Origin of the sequence: Cobetia crustatorum (assembly GCF_000591415.1) — a bacterium.
GTDB classification, from domain to species: Bacteria; Pseudomonadota; Gammaproteobacteria; order Pseudomonadales; family Halomonadaceae; genus Cobetia; species Cobetia crustatorum.
This window is the reverse complement of the sequence record NZ_JEMF01000049.1, coordinates 29335-46386: the sequence shown is the minus strand read 5'-3', so window position 1 is coordinate 46386 and position 17052 is coordinate 29335. Positions and strand designations below refer to the sequence as shown.

Annotated in this window: 14 protein-coding genes and 2 pseudogenes; 1 reads left to right on the top strand and 15 read right to left on the bottom strand. The window is 58.4% G+C overall.

Features of this window, described 5'->3' with window-relative positions; genetic code table 11:
* Nucleotides 1-53: 53 nt before the first annotated feature.
* From der to BF12_RS0111300, 14 genes and pseudogenes are all read right to left on the bottom strand, one after another.
* Nucleotides 54-1478 carry a ribosome biogenesis GTPase Der gene (gene der, locus BF12_RS0111365; RefSeq protein WP_024952386.1) on the bottom strand — a complete coding sequence of 475 codons (1425 nt, stop codon included), beginning with the start codon at nt 1476-1478 and terminating at the stop codon, nt 54-56.
* A 408-nt stretch (nt 1479-1886) separates the two neighbouring features.
* Nucleotides 1887-3092 (bottom strand): outer membrane protein assembly factor BamB, encoded by a 1206-nt coding sequence (gene bamB / locus BF12_RS0111360; RefSeq protein ID WP_024952385.1) that lies wholly within the window; start codon nt 3090-3092, stop codon nt 1887-1889.
* Nucleotides 3089-3745 carry a YfgM family protein gene (locus BF12_RS0111355; RefSeq protein ID WP_024952384.1) on the bottom strand — a complete coding sequence of 219 codons (657 nt, stop codon included), beginning with the start codon at nt 3743-3745 and terminating at the stop codon, nt 3089-3091. The genes bamB and BF12_RS0111355 overlap by 4 nt, the downstream gene beginning before the upstream one ends.
* A 90-nt stretch (nt 3746-3835) precedes the next feature.
* Nucleotides 3836-5088: pseudogene (hisS, locus tag BF12_RS19770) on the bottom strand (histidine--tRNA ligase).
* Between the two features lie 141 nt (nt 5089-5229).
* Nucleotides 5230-6345: a flavodoxin-dependent (E)-4-hydroxy-3-methylbut-2-enyl-diphosphate synthase gene (gene ispG, locus BF12_RS0111345; protein WP_024952383.1), complete on the bottom strand. Its 1116-nt coding sequence runs from the start codon at nt 6343-6345 to the stop codon at nt 5230-5232.
* Between the two features lie 11 nt (nt 6346-6356).
* Nucleotides 6357-7328 carry a RodZ domain-containing protein gene (locus tag BF12_RS0111340; RefSeq protein WP_024952382.1) on the bottom strand — a complete coding sequence of 324 codons (972 nt, stop codon included), beginning with the start codon at nt 7326-7328 and terminating at the stop codon, nt 6357-6359.
* A gap of 274 nt (nt 7329-7602) precedes the next feature.
* Entirely contained in the window at nt 7603-8412 is an 810-nt protein-coding gene (pilW, locus tag BF12_RS0111335; protein WP_024952381.1) for a type IV pilus biogenesis/stability protein PilW, read from the bottom strand.
* A gap of 193 nt (nt 8413-8605) precedes the next feature.
* Complete coding sequence (rlmN, locus tag BF12_RS0111330) at nt 8606-9763, bottom strand: dual-specificity RNA methyltransferase RlmN (protein ID WP_024952380.1); 1158 nt, start codon at nt 9761-9763, stop codon at nt 8606-8608.
* 326 nt (nt 9764-10089) lie between these two features.
* Entirely contained in the window at nt 10090-10518 is a 429-nt protein-coding gene (ndk, locus tag BF12_RS0111325; RefSeq protein WP_024952379.1) for a nucleoside-diphosphate kinase, read from the bottom strand.
* Between the two features lie 243 nt (nt 10519-10761).
* The gene (locus BF12_RS0111320) at nt 10762-11088 is read right to left on the bottom strand and encodes a HesB/IscA family protein (RefSeq protein ID WP_024952378.1); all 327 of its coding nucleotides are present in this window, start codon (nt 11086-11088) and stop codon (nt 10762-10764) included.
* Between the two features lie 15 nt (nt 11089-11103).
* Nucleotides 11104-12252 carry an aminotransferase class V-fold PLP-dependent enzyme gene (locus BF12_RS0111315; RefSeq protein WP_024952377.1) on the bottom strand — a complete coding sequence of 383 codons (1149 nt, stop codon included), beginning with the start codon at nt 12250-12252 and terminating at the stop codon, nt 11104-11106.
* 97 nt (nt 12253-12349) lie between these two features.
* Nucleotides 12350-12823, bottom strand: a complete 474-nt coding sequence (gene iscR, locus BF12_RS0111310; protein WP_024952376.1) for a Fe-S cluster assembly transcriptional regulator IscR — start codon at nt 12821-12823, stop codon at nt 12350-12352.
* 180 nt (nt 12824-13003) lie between these two features.
* A pseudogene (cysE, locus tag BF12_RS19765) lies at nt 13004-13896 on the bottom strand (serine O-acetyltransferase).
* Nucleotides 13897-13905: 9 nt separating this feature from the next.
* Complete coding sequence (locus BF12_RS0111300) at nt 13906-14703, bottom strand: RNA methyltransferase (RefSeq protein WP_024952375.1); 798 nt, start codon at nt 14701-14703, stop codon at nt 13906-13908.
* A gap of 465 nt (nt 14704-15168) precedes the next feature.
* Here BF12_RS0111300 and BF12_RS0111295 point away from each other — a divergent pair, with 465 nt between their 5' ends.
* A complete protein-coding gene (locus BF12_RS0111295; RefSeq protein WP_024952374.1) occupies nt 15169-15963 on the top strand; it encodes an inositol monophosphatase family protein in 795 nt (264 codons plus the stop codon).
* 180 nt (nt 15964-16143) lie between these two features.
* Here the strand turns inward: BF12_RS0111295 and secF are convergent, their stop codons facing one another.
* Complete coding sequence (secF, locus tag BF12_RS0111290; protein WP_024952373.1) at nt 16144-17049, bottom strand: protein translocase subunit SecF; 906 nt, start codon at nt 17047-17049, stop codon at nt 16144-16146.
* Nucleotides 17050-17052: the final 3 nt, after the last annotated feature.

The window sequence follows — 17052 nt, the reverse complement described above, 5'->3', positions numbered from 1 at the left end:
TTTTTTGTGCGTCTAATCACGCCCTCAAGAAGCGTTTGGCAATTGCCGCATCATTAGCGGCGCTGCTTGCGTTCCTTGCGCGCTTCCTTGGTACGGGCCAGTGAACGTTCCTTGGCGCGCTCGCGATCATCGGTGCCTCTGGCACCATCGAACGGATTGTCGCCCGAGCGGAATTCGAAGCGCATCGGCGTTCCCTTGACCTTGAGCACCTTGCGGAAGGTGTTGATCAGGTAGCGCTTGTAGGCTTCCGGCAGCGAGTTGGTCTGGTTGCCGTGCACGATGATCAGCGGTGGGTTGGCGCCGCCTTGGTGAGCCATCCGCAGCTTGATGCGACGGCCATTGATCATCGGCGGCTGGTGCGCCTGGGTGGCATCCTGTAGCAGAGTGGTCAAACGCTTGGTCGACCAGCGTGCGATCGCACTATCAAAGGCGCGATCAATGGACGGATAAATATCGCCTACCGCGGTGCCGTGAAGCGCCGAGATGAAGTGCAGGTCAGCATAGTCGGTGAAGCCCAGACGACGCTTGATCTCGGAACGCATCTTCTCCTTGGCTTCGCTCTCCAGGCCATCCCATTTGTTGACGACCAGTACCAGTGCACGACCGCTGGTCAGCACGAAGTCCAGCAGGTGAAGGTCTTGTTCGACCAGACCCTGGCTGCCATCGAGCACCATCACGGCGACGTTACATTTCTTGATCGCTTCCAGTGTCTTGATGATGGAGAACTTTTCCACCATCTCGCTCACGTTCTTGCGACGACGAATACCCGCGGTATCGACCAGTAGATACGGCTTGCCACGACGCTCGAAGGGAATTTCGACAGCATCCGTCGTCGTGCCTGCCTGGTCAAAGACGACAACGCGCTCTTCACCCAGCAGACGGTTGACTAGCGTCGACTTGCCGACATTCGGGCGGCCGATGATACCGATGCGTACGCCACGGTCATCAAGCTCCGGGTGCTGATCTTCGTCTTCACCTTCCTCGACTTCCGGATACGGTGCGAGCACCTCCTCCAGAAGTACGGTGACGTTACGGCCATGTTCGGCAGCGATGGCGCGCGGGTCGCCAAGGCCGAGACCCCAGAAATCAGCCTTGCCGATTTCTTCGTCCATGCCATCTGTCTTGTTCACGACCAACCAGGTTTTCTTCTGGTTGACCCGTAGATGGTTGGCAATGGCTTCATCGGCCATGTTGAGACCAGAGCGTGCATCCACCATGAACAGCACGATGTCGGCTTCATCGATGGCAGCCAGTGACTGGCCAGCCATCATCAGATCGAGGCCTTCTTCATCACCACTGATACCACCGGTATCGATGACAGTGTAAGGCTTGCCGCCGACCTTGCCGGTACCGTACTTGCGGTCACGGGTCAGGCCGGGGAAATCGGCCACCAGGGCATCACGGGTTTTGGTCAGGCGATTGAATAGCGTCGACTTGCCGACATTCGGTCGGCCAACCAGGGCGATCACGGGGTTCATGAAATCTCACAGCATTCGCAGGGATAGCATCGATGCCGGCCCCGGACGGTCTGCTTCGAACCATGATGGCCGGAAAGCACCTTGTACAGGCAGGGCGATAGCGATGATATCGGACATGGGGCACTGGACGCCGCCGTTGGCCTGCAGCCGTAGACGCGTTCATCCAGTATGGTCCGCAGGCGGGCAGTTACCACTGCCTGCGGAAAAATCTTGTGGCTGAATCGATAGCCATATCATGCCGGTTGCCTCGTAAAGCATTCGGCTGACAATCGCACTCGATCAGCGGGGGCAGTATTCTAGCATTGCCTGAGGGGCGCTACCAATGGCGTATGCCAGCATTGATACGACAACGACAGCCCTTGGGCTGCCGTTGTCGTATCAGCGTTCATGCACATGGCGCTGGATGACTCAGGGAGTCTCGAGATCCAGTGCCGTCAGCTCACCGTCATTGGTGTAGATGTAGATACGCTTGCCATCGGTGAGCGGGGTGATGCTGATGCCGTCACCGCCGACATCATAACGGCCGACAATCTCGCCGCTCTGGGCATCAAGCAGATGCACATAGCCGTCGAAGTCACCTACGACCAACTTGCCATCGACGAAGGCCGGAGAGGTCAGCCAACGGCCTTCCAGGTCTTCCGACTTCCACAGCACGTTACCGGTATTGGCATCCATCGCCAGTACATGACTGGCATTGTCGATGCTGAACAGGTAGTCACCCACCACGATGGGCGTCAGATAGCTGGAGGACTTCTTGTCCCACAGCGGCTCGCCATTACGGGCATCGAGTGCAATCAGTCGACCGTTATAGCTGGTGACGAACAGACGACCGTCCTGAGTCAGTACTGGCTGGCCATCAAGGTCCACCAGTTGATCGACTTCGGTGCGCCCGGCAGGTACCGCCACGCGCAGGTCCCAAAGTTCCTGGCCTGAACGATTATCCAGTGTGACCAGCTTGCCGTTGGCGAAGCCCGCGAAGGTGACCGGCTTGATGACGCGGGGTGCACCAGTACCACGTAGGGTCAGTGCTGGAATCGTGGCGGTGTAAGCCCACTGCTCTTCCCCAGTGAAGCGGTCGAGCGCCGTGATGGTGCCATCGACGCTCTGCACGACGACCAGCTCGTCGTTGTACTGCGGTGCAGCCAGTACTTCACTGGAGACGCGCGTATTCCACTCAACGCTGCCGTCTTCCTGATTGATGGCGCTGACCTTGCCATCACGAGTGCCGACGTAAAGGCGTGACGTATCGGCATTCAGGGCGCTGGTAATGCCGGAGGGCAGTGTGACCTGCCAGACATCATCACCATTCTTGGCATCCAGTGCTTCAAGCTCACCGTCTTCCGCTGCCACGAACAGACGGTCATTGGCGACGATCGGCGCCAGTGGGTAATGGGCACGGCCAAGGCCATTGCCGACCGACTCGCTCCACGCGGAATCCAGAGTGACCTTGCTATCGAAGTCGACCAGGTCCTTGGGAGTATATTCCGGCTGTGCACTATTGGCACAACCTGCCAGCAGGCTGACAGCCAAGAGCGATGCCGGCAGTGCCAGACGACCCATGCGCAGCTGTTTTAGGCTTAGCTGGCTTAGGCGGAAATTGGAACTCAGGCTCATGAGGAAGACTCCGCTGCCAGATCGGCGAGTTTCAGATCAAGCCCGTAGATTGGCTGACCGCTTTGCTGAGAGAGACTACTGGCTTCCTGATAGGCCATGATCGCTTCATCACGCTTGTCCTGAGCGACCAGTGCATCGCCGCGGACTGCTGCGGCTTGGGCAGCCAGTGGAGCGGGCGGGTTCTTGAGCAGGCTCAGCGCCTTGTCGTTGTCGCCACGCCCGACTTCAATGCGCGCCAGACGCAGGCTAGCCAGTCCTTGCAGATAGCTATCGTCGCTGCTATCTCGCACGCTTTGCAGTGCTTTGGCGGCCATATCGAGATCCTCGGCTTTCACCGACATGCTGGCATCCAGCAGGTGCGCCATCTGGGTGTAGAGGCTATCACCATGATTGCTTTCAAGCTCGCCAATCAGCTTGCGCGCCTGTTGAGTGCCAGCGTCATCAAGCGTGGGCTGGCTGACAAGACTCACCAGCTGCTGATAGCGCAGGGAGGCCGCTTCCGACTGGCTGGCGTCATAGTTCTGCCAAGCCTTGAAAGCAAAGACGCCAGCACCGGCCAGCACGACACCGGCAATCAGTGATTTGCCGTTCTCGCCCCACCAGCGCTTGATAGCGTCAAGCTGTTCTTCTTCGCTTCTGAGCTCTTCCGCCACGGGCGGTCTCCTTGACCAGGCCGGCACGCCGGCACATGCATTCGGGAGGCGGGAACTTCTGGCGTCCCCACCTGATATTCAATGGTGGTCTCAGGCGCTGAAAACGCTGCCGAGATGCTCACCCAGGACGCGCTGGTTCAGCGTTTCCTGATCGCGCTCTTCACGCAAGAACTTGATGCCGACAGTGCCTTCGATGACTTCATTCTCACCGAGAATAAGCGCCACGCGAGCACCACTCTTGTCGGCCTTCTTCATCTGGCTCTTGAAGCTACCGCCACCACAATGCAACACCAGGCGTAGATTCGGTAGCGCGCTGCGCAGATCTTCGGCCAGACGCATGGATTCGGCTTCCGCCTGCTCGCCCATCGACATCAGGTAGACATCGACGGTTTCATGAACTTCCTGCGGCACCAGCTCAAGAGTCTCGAGCAGCAGAATCAGACGCTCGATACCCATGGCAAAGCCGACTGCTGATACAGGTTTGCCGCCCAGCTGCTCGAACAAGCTGTCATAACGCCCACCAGCACAGACAGTGCCTTGGCTACCGAGGGCAGTGGTGGTCCACTCAAACACGCTGCGCGAGTAGTAATCGAGGCCACGTACCAGGCGCGGGTTGATTACATACTGGATACCCGCAGCGTCAAGACGTGCCTTGAGGCCTTCAAAGTGAACGCGAGACGCTTCGTCGAGATGATCTCCAAGACGTGGCGCAGCATCGACGACGGCAGCCATCTCGGGATTCTTGGTGTCCAGGATGCGCAGTGGATTGGTGTGCAGACGGCGCTTCGAGTCTTCATCCAGTACTTCAAGGTGTTGCTCGAAGTACTCGACCAGTAGCTCACGATAGGCGGCACGTGCTTCGAGGCTACCCAGTGAGTTGAGCTCGAGCGTCACATGCTCAAGCAGGCCCAGTTGGCGCCACAAACGTGCAGAGATCAGGATCATCTCGGCATCAATGTCCGGGCCTTCCATGCCGTAGGTTCGACACCGACCTGATGGAATTGACGGTAGCGCCCCTTTTGCGGACGCTCATGGCGGAACATGGGGCCTGCATACCACAGTCGTTGAACCTGGTTGTGAACCAGACCATTTTCCATCGCCATGCGCACGCAGCTGGCCGTGCCTTCAGGACGCAGGGTCAGGCTGTCACCATTGCGGTCGTCGAAGGTATACATCTCCTTCTCGACGATATCGGTGACTTCGCCGATGGAGCGCTTGAACAGCGCCGTCTGCTCGACGATGGGCGTGCGGATCTCGCGATAGCCGTACTGCGCCATCAGGGCCTGCACCTGGTGTTCGAAGTATTGCCATACCGGTGACTGGTCCGGCAGCAGGTCGTTCATGCCACGAATGGCCTGGATCTTGGTGCTCAACGTTCTCTCCTGAATCCTTGCACATCTCCCCGCAACGTCCCCATGCAGGCATGGGAGAAGGCGGGGAGACGAAAGCGCATCATGATGATGCGCAAGCCGGCTGAGGCGTGCTCAGCCCTGGCGGATGATAGTGTCGGCCTCGCGGGCCTCTTTTTCGGCGACCTTGGCGCGAATCAAGCGCTCAAGATCTTCAACCAGTGTCTCGTTGGTCAGTTTGGTGGCCGGTTTGCCATCCAGGTAGACCAGGTTGGCGGGACTACCGCCGGTCAGGCCGACATCGGTTTCCTTGGCTTCGCCCGGGCCATTGACGACACAGCCGATCACCGAGACATTCAGCGGTGTCATCACGTCTTCAAGGCGTGTTTCCAGCTCATTCATGGTCTTGATAACGTCAAAGTTCTGACGTGAGCAGCTGGGGCAGGCGATGAAGTTGATACCCTTGGCCCGTAGCTTGAGGCTCTTGAGCATATCGTAGCCGACCTTGATCTCCTCGACCGGGTCTGCAGCTAGCGAGACACGAATAGTGTCGCCAATGCCGTCCATCAGCAACATGCCAAGGCCGATGGAAGATTTTACGGTGCCCGAGCGCAAACCACCGGCTTCGGTGATACCCAGGTGTAACGGCTGCTCGATGCGTCCTGCCAGCTCACGATAGGCCGCGACGGCCATGAAGATGTCGCTGGCCTTGACGCTGACCTTGTATTCCTGGAAGTCGAGACGATCAAGGTGGTCGATGTGGCGCATGGCTGATTCGACCAGTGCGGCCGGCGTAGGTTCGCCGTATTTCTTCTGCAGGTCCTTTTCCAGCGAGCCTGCATTGACACCGATACGGATCGGGATGCCGTTGTCACGCGCCGCGCTGACCACTGCGCGCACACGATCTTCACGGCCAATGTTGCCGGGATTGATACGCAGGCAGTCAACACCCAGTTCGGCGACGCGTAGCGCAATCTTGTAGTCGAAGTGAATGTCCGCGACCAGCGGGATGTTGCTCAGCTTCTTGATGCGGCCAAAGGCTTCGGCAGCGTCCATGTCCGGCACGCTGACACGCACGATATCGGCACCGGCATCTTCAAGGCGCTTGATCTGCGCGACGGTCGCGGCAACATCGTTGGTGTTGGTGTTGGTCATGCTTTGCACGGAAATCGGTGCATCGCCGCCGACGGCAACATTGCCGACATGAATCTTGCGCGAGACGCGGCGTTTGATAGGGGAGTGACTATGCATGGGAGTCCGGATCATTCACCGAGAGTGAGTTTGGCGACGGTGCCGCGTGTGACGCTTTTCAGATCAACCGGCTTGTTCATGTATTCGAGAACGACACCTGCAGACTTGCCGATGGTGAGCTTGAACGGCGGCTTGCCCTCAAGCGTCTTGCTGCTACCGGCGGGATTGTTGCCTATCAGTAGTTTCTTGCCATCAGCATCACGAATATCGGTCCAGGAAATGGTGTTGAAGGTCAGTTCAAGCTTGCGCGGGTCGGCAGCCGGTACTGCTGCTGCCTCTGTCAACGCGGCATCACTTTCGCTTGCAGCAGCTTCACCGACGGATACTTCGCCCTGATTATCTACCGGATCAGTCGTCCCTTGCAGAGTCGTTCCCTGGCCAGCCTCGGAAGTTGCAGGAGCCTGAGAAACATCAGCATCCAGCGCTGTAGAAGTCACTTCATTCGATGCAGATTGTGCGAGAGAAAGCTCGATGGAGCCATCTGCATTGACGACGGGGTCACTGCTATCACCGATGTCATCTGCACTAGCGCTGTCGTTTTGTTCTGCTGGCGTGGTACGGCCGTAGTCACCACTTTGCCACCAGACATAGCTCAGCCCGACCAGCCCCGCGATGACCAGTAGACTGACGAGGCGGAACAGGTACTTCCCCATCTTGCCCGGTGGGCGAACTGACGGATTCATCGGTGGAACATGGCGCTCGACTTCAGTGGTACCGAAGTGCGTATTGTATTGGCTGACGATGGCTTTCTCGTCCATGCACAACAAGCGCGCATAAGCACGCAGATAGCCGCGTCGATAGGCGGTAATCGGTATCTGATCGTAGTGATCACGTTCAAGGTCATCGACCAGGCTTGGGCGCAGATTGAGCTGTGTCGCCACTTCATCACGTGACAACCCCTGATGTTCGCGCTCGGCCTTGAGACTCTTGCCAGGCAGTGAATCGCTGGCGGGCTGATCAAGGGCGGGTTGATGTTCGCTCATGGCGCATCCTTGTAGGGAAAAACTGTCTACCGAACGCACATCCGGGCGTTCTTCCGGTGCTTCTGGACATGTTTCTGTTACGAATTTCCAATACAGATACGACGCAGCTCGACGGAGCAGTAAAAGCCGTATCCCTCGGTAGCCTGTCTGAATGGCTGCCGTCCGTCGGCACTATACCAAGCTCGCGATGAGATTTTCACCGGCATTTCGGTCTTCTTAATACTGCTTCCAGCGACGGTGGCTGTCCATGACGACCAGAGAACCTGAGCGAGTGCTACGGCGTACGGATAATAGTGCTACCTGATTCGCGGGTTCTGACCTGCTCCAGCTGGCGTCCGTAAAGATCCGCCAGACGACTATCGCCACGCGCTTCAGCCACTTCCACTGCCAGCTCCAGACTTTCTCTATCGGTACCTGACAGGCGGAAATAGCGACTTAGCCCCTTTTGGGCCGTCTCATTGTCATTTTCTTCATGCGCCATGCGGGCTTGTGCAAGCCAGGCTTCAGATTCGCGCGGATTGATTCTGACAGCACGATCGAAACTTGAGCGTGCCTCATCCATCTTGCCTAGCTGCAGCTGACAACGTCCCAGATTGGTATAAAGCTGGCCACGATTATCGTAGGTCAGGTCCTGAGTGGCAGTCTGCAATTGTTGGCAGGCTTCAATATACTCGCCGCGCGCGTAGAGAAAGGCGGCATAGTTGTTGCGGGCACGCGTGAATGACGGATCACTGTCAATGGCTTGCTTGAAGTAATCATCTGCCAGCGCATTTTCGCCCTGTTGCTGGTAGATCATCGCCAGACCGGCCTTGGCCTGGGCGTTGGTCTTCTCAAGCTTGAGCGCTTTCTGGAAGGCATTGTCGGCGCGCTGCAACTGATTGCGGCCCAAATAGGCTTCGCCGAGTTCCACGTAGGCGGCAGAAGCCCGGCCGGAATCGGGAGCAGCGTAGGGGTCATTGGTCTCAACGCGCGTGGCGCAGCCTGACAGGGACAGGCTGGCAATGCCGAGGCACAGCAGCAGGGCTCTGGCGTGGCCAGTAGCTCGGTGAGCAGTAAAGCGATGACGTGGCAGACGACTCGACATGCAATCCTCGCGTAAATAAAGGCTCGTGGTATGCCTGCTGGCGAGGATCGCTGCAGGCAACAAAAGCGCCCCCATCAAAGCGCCGCACCCCTGACAAGTCAAGGCGGGAGGGACGGCGCACGTTTGCTCACGGCATATATCAATGGCACTAGATATAGAGGCTTGCTGGTCATGCAGGCTATCGAGCTTGCGCTTATTCGGCGTCGAGCTGGATGGCGTTGATGTAACGCTCGGCGCGACGGGTACGGTCCTTGACCTGACCAACTAGCTGGCCACACGCCGCATCGATATCATCACCGCGCGTTGCGCGAACCGGTGCGGTATAGCCCAGTTCGTACAGGCGCTGTTGGAAGCGCATGACCTGATTGCGTGACGGCTTCTCGTAACCGGAGTGCGGGAACGGGTTGAACGGAATCAGATTGATCTTGCACGGCAGCTCCTTGAGCAATGCCGCCAGTTCTTCGGCGTGATGAATCTGATCGTTGACGTCTTTCATCATCGTATATTCGATGGTGATGATGCGCGCATCATCACACTTGGCCAGGTAACGATGGCAAGCGTCGAGCAGGGCGCGGATATTCCACTTGCGGTTGATCGGCACCAGCACGTTACGCAGCTCGTCATTGGCCGCATGCAGGGAGATGGCCAGGCTGACATCCATCTCATCGCCAAGCTGGTCAAGTTTCGGCACTACGCCAGACGTGGACAGAGTGACGCGACGCTTGGACAGGCCATAGGCGTTATCATCCAGCATCAGCTTCATCGCTGGTACGACGTTGTCGTAATTCATCAACGGCTCGCCCATACCCATCATCACCACGTTGGTGACCGGACGCTTGCGCGTGTCCTTGCGGTCTACTGCGCCGCGCGTGGCAACCCACACCTGGCCGATGATTTCGGCGGCGGTCAGGTCGCGCTCGAAGCCCTGCTTGCCGGTAGAGCAGAAACTGCAATCCAGCGAGCAACCCACCTGAGAAGACACGCACAGGGTGCGGCGATTGCCATTCTCGGAGGGGATCAGCACCGTCTCGACGTAGCTACCATCGCTGACTTCCAGCACCCATTTGCGTGTGCCGTCCTTGGATTCACCTTCATAGATGATGCCCGGTGCACGAATCTCGGCAACTTCCTTGAGACGCTCGCGCAGCGGCTTGGCCAGGTTTGTCATCTCGTCGAAGCTATCGACGCCTTCCTGATGAATCCATTTCAGCACCTGGGTGGCGCGGAATTTCTTCTCGCCGATGCTATCGAAGAAGGCTTCCATCGCCGGAAGCGGCAGGCCAAGCAGATTGGTGAGCTTGACGGTCGTGGGAGCAGTAGTGTCAGGGGTCATCGCAGTGGTATCAGTCATGATGTTGGGCCGGTCGAGTCAGGGGTGGGCAGGCGCGGGTAGAGAGAATGAGCGCATGCGGGGCGGCGCTGTCAGGAGGAGGTGGCGACGTGTCGCAGACCTCGTGTGGCGTTTGCCGTCAGTAGATAGTGGCAGTCATTTCGATTGCCACATGGCACTGGTGAAAGCCTGCAGCGCCTGTCAAAGCGTATCGGACCTGCTCAAACGTCGAGCACAAGGCAAGACGTTTCAGCACGTCCGATACCACAACGGCCCCGCCGCACAGGCAGGGCCGTCGCGTCATGCACGACTGAACGACATGTGATCATTCAGGCGCACAAGAGAAATCAACCGCGCGGGCAGATTTCGTTTTCGCCGAAGAAGTAAGCAATTTCGCGCTCGGCAGCTGCCGGAGCGTCGGAGCCGTGAACGGCGTTGGCATCGATGGACGTCGCGAAGTCAGCACGGATGGTGCCGGCAGCGGCTTCTTTCGGGTTGGTAGCGCCCATCAGGTCACGGTTCTTGGCGATGGCTTCTTCGCCTTCGAGCGCCTGGATCATGACCGGACCAGAGGTCATGAAGCCGACCAGCTCGCCGAAGAAGCCGCGTTCGCTGTGCTCAGCATAGAAGCCTTCAGCCTGTTCTTTGGACAGGTGAACCATCTTGGATGCGATGACTTGCAGGCCGGCTTTCTCGAAACGGGTGTAGATTTCGCCGATCACGTTCTTGGCAACGGCATCCGGCTTGATGATGGACAGAGTACGCTGTGTAGCCATGGGTAATTCTCCTGAGACAAGCTTTGAAGAGCCGCTCGGAAAAGACCGAACGGCGAAATAGGGGTTCTGTCAGCATAAGGCGCGACAAAAGTGGGCGGCATTATAGCTGCTCGCGTCACCGGCTGCATCCATCCTGCCTGTCGCTGATGACGCGAAGATGGCAAACGCTTCAACAGTGCTGGTCATCTGGACGCCGCAGTGGACGCTACACGCTGAAGCTAGATCTACACGCTGAGGCTAGATCTACACGCTGAAGCTCTCACCACAACCACACTCGTCCTTGACGTTGGGGTTGTTGAAGCGGAAAAAGCGATTCAGGCCGTCCTTGACGTAATCCACTTCAGAGCCATCGAGAACGGTGAGGGCTTCGTTGTCCACGTAGACCGTGGCACCGTGGTCGACGAAAACGGCATCGCCCTCACTGGCTTCGTCAGCGAAGTCGAGCACGTAGCTGTAACCGGAGCAGCCGCTGGGCTTGACCGAGACGCGCAGGCCAAGGCCATGCCCGCGCTCAGCCAGTACAACGCGGATCTGATCGGCGGCAGCGGAGGAAATTGACAGATGTGCCATGAGCATTCTCCCGGGTCAGGCGCGCAGTGCGCTCAGGGCATGCCTGAGTTCAGAGAGCGCGGAATCAATGTCGGCAATGGTAGTGAATCGTCCAAAACTAAAGCGTAGCGATGCTAGCGCCAACGGACGGGATACCCCAATGCCGGTGAGTACAAATGAAGGTTCGACGCTGGCGGAGTTGCAGGCCGAGCCGGTAGAAATCGCGATGCCACGCAGTGCCATCAAGAGTGCTTCACCCTCGACGCCATCAAAGGCGAGGTTGAGGATGTGGGGCACGCTGACTTCGATATCAGTATTGAAGTGCACGCCTTCAATCTCGCGGAGACCCGCCAAAAATTGTGCACGCAGGGCAATCAGATGCTGCTGATCGATATCAAACTGCTCGCTGGATAGGCGATAGGCCTCTCCCATCCCAACAATCTGATGCGTTGGCAGGGTGCCGGAGCGCATGCCGCGCTCATGTCCGCCACCATGAATCAGTGCATCGATCTTGACCTGCGGTTGGCGGCGTACATAAAGCGCACCGATCCCCTTTGGGCCATAGGCCTTGTGAGCCGATAGCGACAGCAGATCAATTGGCTGCTGGCTGACGTCAATCTTCACCTTGCCGGGTGCCTGAGCAGCATCGACATGGAAGGCGGCGCCGTGCTCACGTGCGATGGTGCCGAGTGTTTCGAGGTCATTGATACTGCCTAGCTCATTGTTGACCGCCATCAGTGATACCAGCACGGTATCGTCACGCAGCGCCTCACGCAGGCTCTCGGGGCTGATACGACCATCCGACTGAGGGGCAATGCGCGTGACGTTGAAGCCTTCTGCTTCCAGCGCGCTGGCGGTGTCTAGAATCGCCTTGTGCTCGATGGTCGATGTAATCAGGTGATGGCCACGCTCGGCATTGGCGCGCATGTAGCCGCTCAATGCCAGGTTGTTGGCTTCGGTAGCACCGCTGGTCCAGACGATCTCTCGTGGGTCGGCGCCAATCAACTCAGCTACCTGACGGCGCGCACCCTCGACAGCCTGTTCGGCCAGCCAGCCAGGCATATGGCTACGCGAGGCTGGATTGGCGAAGGTGCCGTCCAGCGTCAGGTGGCGCATCATCAGCTCGGCGACCCGTGGGTCGACAGGCGTGGTGGCGGCATAATCGAGATAGATCGGCTGGGACATGGTGACTTCCTGAAAACACGACTAGCTGAAGTAAGAGGCGCTGGATGTTGCAAGTGCAGGGCGCGGCACGTACAGCGGCGATGTTGATCGCCGCCGATTAGCCGCCTTCCATCAAGGTGATGGGAATAGGTTCGCAGGCCTCGCGCTGCCGGCTGGCGATGTGGCGTATCTCTTCGCGCGCGACCAGGTCCGCTAGACTGATGCCATCAAGAAAGCCGTGTATCTCGTCAGACAGGTCGCACCATAGGTGATGCGTCAGGCACGTATCGCCCGACTGACAGTCTGACAGTCCCTGGCAGCGTGTGGCATCCACTGACTCATTGACGGCATCAATGATGCGCGCCACAGAGGTGGCCTCAAGCTCGGTATCGAGCAGGTAGCCGCCACCGGGGCCGCGCACACTCTTGACGAGACCGGCGCGTCGCAGGCGAGCGAACAACTGCTCCAGATACGATAACGAGATGCCTTGGCGCCCGGAGATATCGGCTAGACAGGTCGGCCCGCACTTGGCATGCAGCGCCAGATCGAGCATCGCGGTGACGGCGTAACGTCCCTTGGTGGTCAGGCGCATGGCAAAACCCGTGAGCTGGTGGGGCAGATATCATCAAGCGTGGCGGTGAAGCTCATGCTTCACCGTCACCTCGTAGTGACTGGCTTATCGTGACGAAGCAGCGACCGGATGAGCGCAAGTCAGGCCATCCATTATGGTGAGCTGACGATTCGCGGTCAATCCCGACTGAAATAGTCAACTTTATCCATGCTGGCGCTGAGGGCTGGATTGCTCATCCGCAGTATCAGGCCCCGGCGTGACTACTTCAGTGACAGTACTTGCCTTGGCCGCTGTCGCGTCTTCGCCACATGGCCCCAGCTCATCGATCAACTGCGCGAAGTCAGCATCATCGAGTTCTGGCAGATGGCCGGCACGGTAGCTGGCATCCAGTTTGCGCAGGGTGCCGCACATCTGTTCGATGCGCTTGTCCACAGCGTGCATGTGATCAAGCATGGCGTGCATGGAGCGCGCAACCGGATCAGGCATGTCCTGTCCCATCCCGTAGGCGTCGAAGCCGAACTTCTCTTTCATGGCTTCACGACTTTCGGGGTCGATCGCGGGCGTATCATCGACATCCGGTTCGGCGCGCTTGACGATCTTGCCGGGAATGCCAACCACGGTAGCCCCAGCAGGTACTTCACGAGTGACCACTGCGTTGGAGCCGACCTTGGCACCGGCGCCGACCGTGAATGGGCCGAGAATCTTGGCGCCGCACCGACGATGACGCCATCGCCTAGCGTCGGGTGACGCTTGCCAGCATTCCAGGTGGTGCCGCCTAGCGTGACGCCGTGATAGAGCGTCACATCATCGCCGATCAGTGCAGTCTCACCGATCACGACGCCCATGCCGTGATCGATGAAGAAGCGGCGTCCGATGGTGGCACCAGGGTGGATTTCGATACCAGTCAGCCAGCGCATCAGGGTCGAACCAGTGCGCGCCAGCCATTTGGCATTATGACGCCATAGCCAGTGATTGATGCGGTGAGCCAGCAGCGCGTGCAAGCCCGGATAGTTAGTCAGTACTTCAAAAGAATTGCGCGCCGCCGGGTCACGGGCAAAGACGCTATTAATGTCTTCACGCAGTCGGATAAACATGGCGTGTCCTCAATGAGCGCGGGAATCCGCGGCGGCCTGTGCCTGACGAGCCTGCTTGTCTACCGCTGACAGAATACCGCGCAGGATATTGATTTCCATGCTGTCGGGGCGGGCGCGCAGGTAAAGGCGTCTCAGGCGGGCCATCAGTTGGCGCGGCTGTTCCGGGTCTAGAAAGTCAATGCTGATCAGCGTCTTTTCCAGATGTTCGAACAGGCGTTCAAGGTCGGCGTGGCTAGCCAGAGGGCTGTCCCAATCGATGCCGAAGGGCTGGTCATCTTCAGCTCGTGGTGTTTCACCGGCTGCCTCTTGTTCGGCCAGCCATGCCTGGCGGCACTCATATGCCAGCACCTGTACCGCTGCTGCCAGATTCAGCGAGCTGAAATCAGGGTTGGTTGGAATATGGACGTGGCGATGACAGCGCTGCAACTCTTCGTTGGAAAGTCCTGAGTCTTCACGACCGAATACGATCGCGACGCGGGCATCCGGCAGGCGAATCTCATCAGCGAGCGTCGCGCCAAAGGCACGTGGTGTGATCATCGGCCACGGCAAGTTACGTGAGCGAGCGCTGCAGCCAACGACCAGACTGCAATCTGCCACGGCGTCTTCCAGGCTTTCATGCACCTGAGCGCTGGCGACAAGAGTATCGGCACCTGAAGCGCGCGAGGCTGACTCCTGACATTGCACCTGACAGCGTGGTGCGACCAGTGCGAGGTCGGCCAGGCCCATATTGAGCATGGCACGAGCTGCTCCCCCGATGTTGCCGGGATGGCTGGTGCCGATCAGGACAATGCGCAGACGTTCAAGCATGAGGACTTCCAGGGTAGCAATTGAAGGATAGGACGGCTGACGCAGCCAACGGATCTTGAGGAATAATGGGGCGTCAGAACCCGATATCCTAGCATGAAGCCGCCACAGAGAGCAGTTTGCTGCATCGTGGCCGAGGCGTGAGCAGAGTGTGTTCGAGGACAGATGTCGCGAGAATTCATGCCTTGTCTTGGTCGCCATGCAACGCGACCAAGGTCGGGTGTGGCGATGGCAGCCATGTACACCTTCTGCTAGACTACGCCGTCCTGCTATACCGCACCATCCGATTGGCACTCGCTGTCGTCGCATGTTGCGCTATATAGCGCGTTGCGTAAATTGCACTACGCACCGCGCTTTGCAACGTGCTTACTCTTCCAGTTGCGCACGACTTGTGCTTCGCATTGCTTGTGTTCCGCATTGCGTCATGCACCGTTCTTTAACAGCTCCCGACTCGTCAAGGCTTTGATCATGCATCCGATGGTCCAATTTGCGCTACGTGCTGCACGCGGCGCCGCAGAGCAGTTCGTCCGTGCTCGTGAACGTATCGAAGTCGCTCGTAACGACAAAGATCTCGATACCTTCATCGAAGACACTGCACGTCGCGCTGAAGCGCACATCGTGCGCCAGCTGGAGCGCGGCTATCCGCAGCACGGTCTTTCTGGCCGTTATACCGACCATCGCGATGGTGAAGGCCAAGGCTCTGACTACCACTGGCGTGTTGAGCCGGTGCATGGTTATTCCAATCTGGCATCTGCCGCTTCAGGTTTCGCCCTGTCAGTGGTTTGTCTGTTCAAGGGGCGTGCCGAACACGCCGTGGTCATTGCGCCCTTTACTGACGAGGAATTCATCGTCAGCCGTGGTCGCGGTGCTCAGCACTCCGGTCACCGTATCCGTGTGACCAATGCCACGTCCATCGACGGCGCACGTCTGGCGATGGGCCTGCCGGAAGACTGGCAGCGCTCGCGCTACCTGACGACTTATCTCTCTATCATCCAGCAGGTTGGCCCGCAGCTGAACACGCTACGCACCAGTGGCTGTGCATTGCTCGACGTGCTCGAACTGGCGGCTGGTCGTGTTGATGCTGTCTACGTGCTGGGCCTGGAATCGGGTGATAGTGAGATCGCCAGTCTGTTCCTGAAGGAATGTGGTGCATTGGCCGGCAGTGCCGATGGCACGCCCGTGGTGGTTGTCGAAGGCGCATTGATGGCTGCTGGTGCTCGCCTGTACAAAGCGCTGGCACAGACCATGCAGCCGCACCTGTAAGGCTGACTCGAAACTCTGACGAGTCCTCTGCATGTGCAATATGCATGTGAGGATGAATCAAGAGAACAAAAAAACCCACCTCATCGAGGTGGGTTTTTTTGTGTCTGGCATTTGCGCTACCGCCGCCAGAGATGCCTGGGACGATAGCGCAATGAAGTGCAGTGCAGCCGATTCAAGTGCTCAGGGCGCGCCGTCTTCAAACTGCTCCTTGGGTGGCGGAATCAGGTCCACACGCTTCAGGCCCACCACCAGTAGCAATGCTGCCGCCACATAGATGGAAGAGAAGGTGCCTGCGACAACGCCGATGATCAGCGCGATAGCGAAGTTGTGGATCATGTCACCGCCGAGGAAGAACAGTGCCAACAGCACCAGCAACGTGGTGCCGGAGGTGGAGAGCGTACGTGACAGCGTGGCATTGATCGCGTCGTTGAAGATCGCCGGCATATCGTCAGTCCGCGATTTACGAATGTTCTCGCGAATGCGGTCGTAGACGATGATGGTGTCGTTCAACGAGTAACCAATCACGGCCAGTACTGCAGCCAGTACGGTCAGGTCAAAGTCGAACCCGAACAGGGCAAAGATACCCAGGAGAATCACGACATCGTGACCCAGTGAGATCAGTGCGCCGAGTGCGAACTTGTACTGGAAGCGGAAGGCCACATAGACCATCACTACCGCCAGTGCGAGCAGCATGCCAAGGCCAGATTGGTCGCGTAGCTGATCGCCAACCTGTGCGCCGACGAACTCTGCACGTACCAGGCTGACCTGATCGCCGGTCCCTTGAAGCTGGGCGACGATATCGTTGCCGATGCCGGCTTCGAAGCTCTGTTGCAGGCGTACCAGAATCTCGTTGCTTGCCCCGAAGGTTTGCACCGAGACATCCTTGTAGCCAGCGGCATCCAGCGTCTGGCGGATGCTTTCAAGGGCCGGTGCAACCTGATATTTCACTTCTACCAAGGTGCCGCCGGTAAAGTCGAGACCCAGGTTCAGGCCGTGAATCACAAGGGCGCCAATGGCCACGATCGTCAACACGATGGAGACGATGAAGGCCGCGCGCCGCTTGCTCATGAAGTCAAACTGTCGCATCAC

What these genes read in the sequence shown, in the direction of transcription:
- der (WP_024952386.1), bottom strand. Translation starts at nt 1,478, where the DNA reads ATGAACCCCGTGATCGCCCTGGTTGGCCGACCGAATGTCGGCAAGTCG.
- bamB (WP_024952385.1), bottom strand. Translation starts at nt 3,092, where the DNA reads ATGAGCCTGAGTTCCAATTTCCGCCTAAGCCAGCTAAGCCTAAAACAG.
- ispG (WP_024952383.1), bottom strand. Translation starts at nt 6,345, where the DNA reads ATGCATAGTCACTCCCCTATCAAACGCCGCGTCTCGCGCAAGATTCAT.
- BF12_RS0111340 (WP_024952382.1), bottom strand. Translation starts at nt 7,328, where the DNA reads ATGAGCGAACATCAACCCGCCCTTGATCAGCCCGCCAGCGATTCACTG.
- pilW (WP_024952381.1), bottom strand. Translation starts at nt 8,412, where the DNA reads ATGTCGAGTCGTCTGCCACGTCATCGCTTTACTGCTCACCGAGCTACT.
- rlmN (WP_024952380.1), bottom strand. Translation starts at nt 9,763, where the DNA reads ATGACTGATACCACTGCGATGACCCCTGACACTACTGCTCCCACGACC.
- ndk (WP_024952379.1), bottom strand. Translation starts at nt 10,518, where the DNA reads ATGGCTACACAGCGTACTCTGTCCATCATCAAGCCGGATGCCGTTGCC.
- BF12_RS0111320 (WP_024952378.1), bottom strand. Translation starts at nt 11,088, where the DNA reads ATGGCACATCTGTCAATTTCCTCCGCTGCCGCCGATCAGATCCGCGTT.
- BF12_RS0111315 (WP_024952377.1), bottom strand. Translation starts at nt 12,252, where the DNA reads ATGTCCCAGCCGATCTATCTCGATTATGCCGCCACCACGCCTGTCGAC.
- iscR (WP_024952376.1), bottom strand. Translation starts at nt 12,823, where the DNA reads ATGCGCCTGACCACCAAGGGACGTTACGCCGTCACCGCGATGCTCGAT.
- BF12_RS0111300 (WP_024952375.1), bottom strand. Translation starts at nt 14,703, where the DNA reads ATGCTTGAACGTCTGCGCATTGTCCTGATCGGCACCAGCCATCCCGGC.
- BF12_RS0111295 (WP_024952374.1), top strand. Translation starts at nt 15,169, where the DNA reads ATGCATCCGATGGTCCAATTTGCGCTACGTGCTGCACGCGGCGCCGCA.
- secF (WP_024952373.1), bottom strand. Translation starts at nt 17,049, where the DNA reads ATGCGACAGTTTGACTTCATGAGCAAGCGGCGCGCGGCCTTCATCGTC.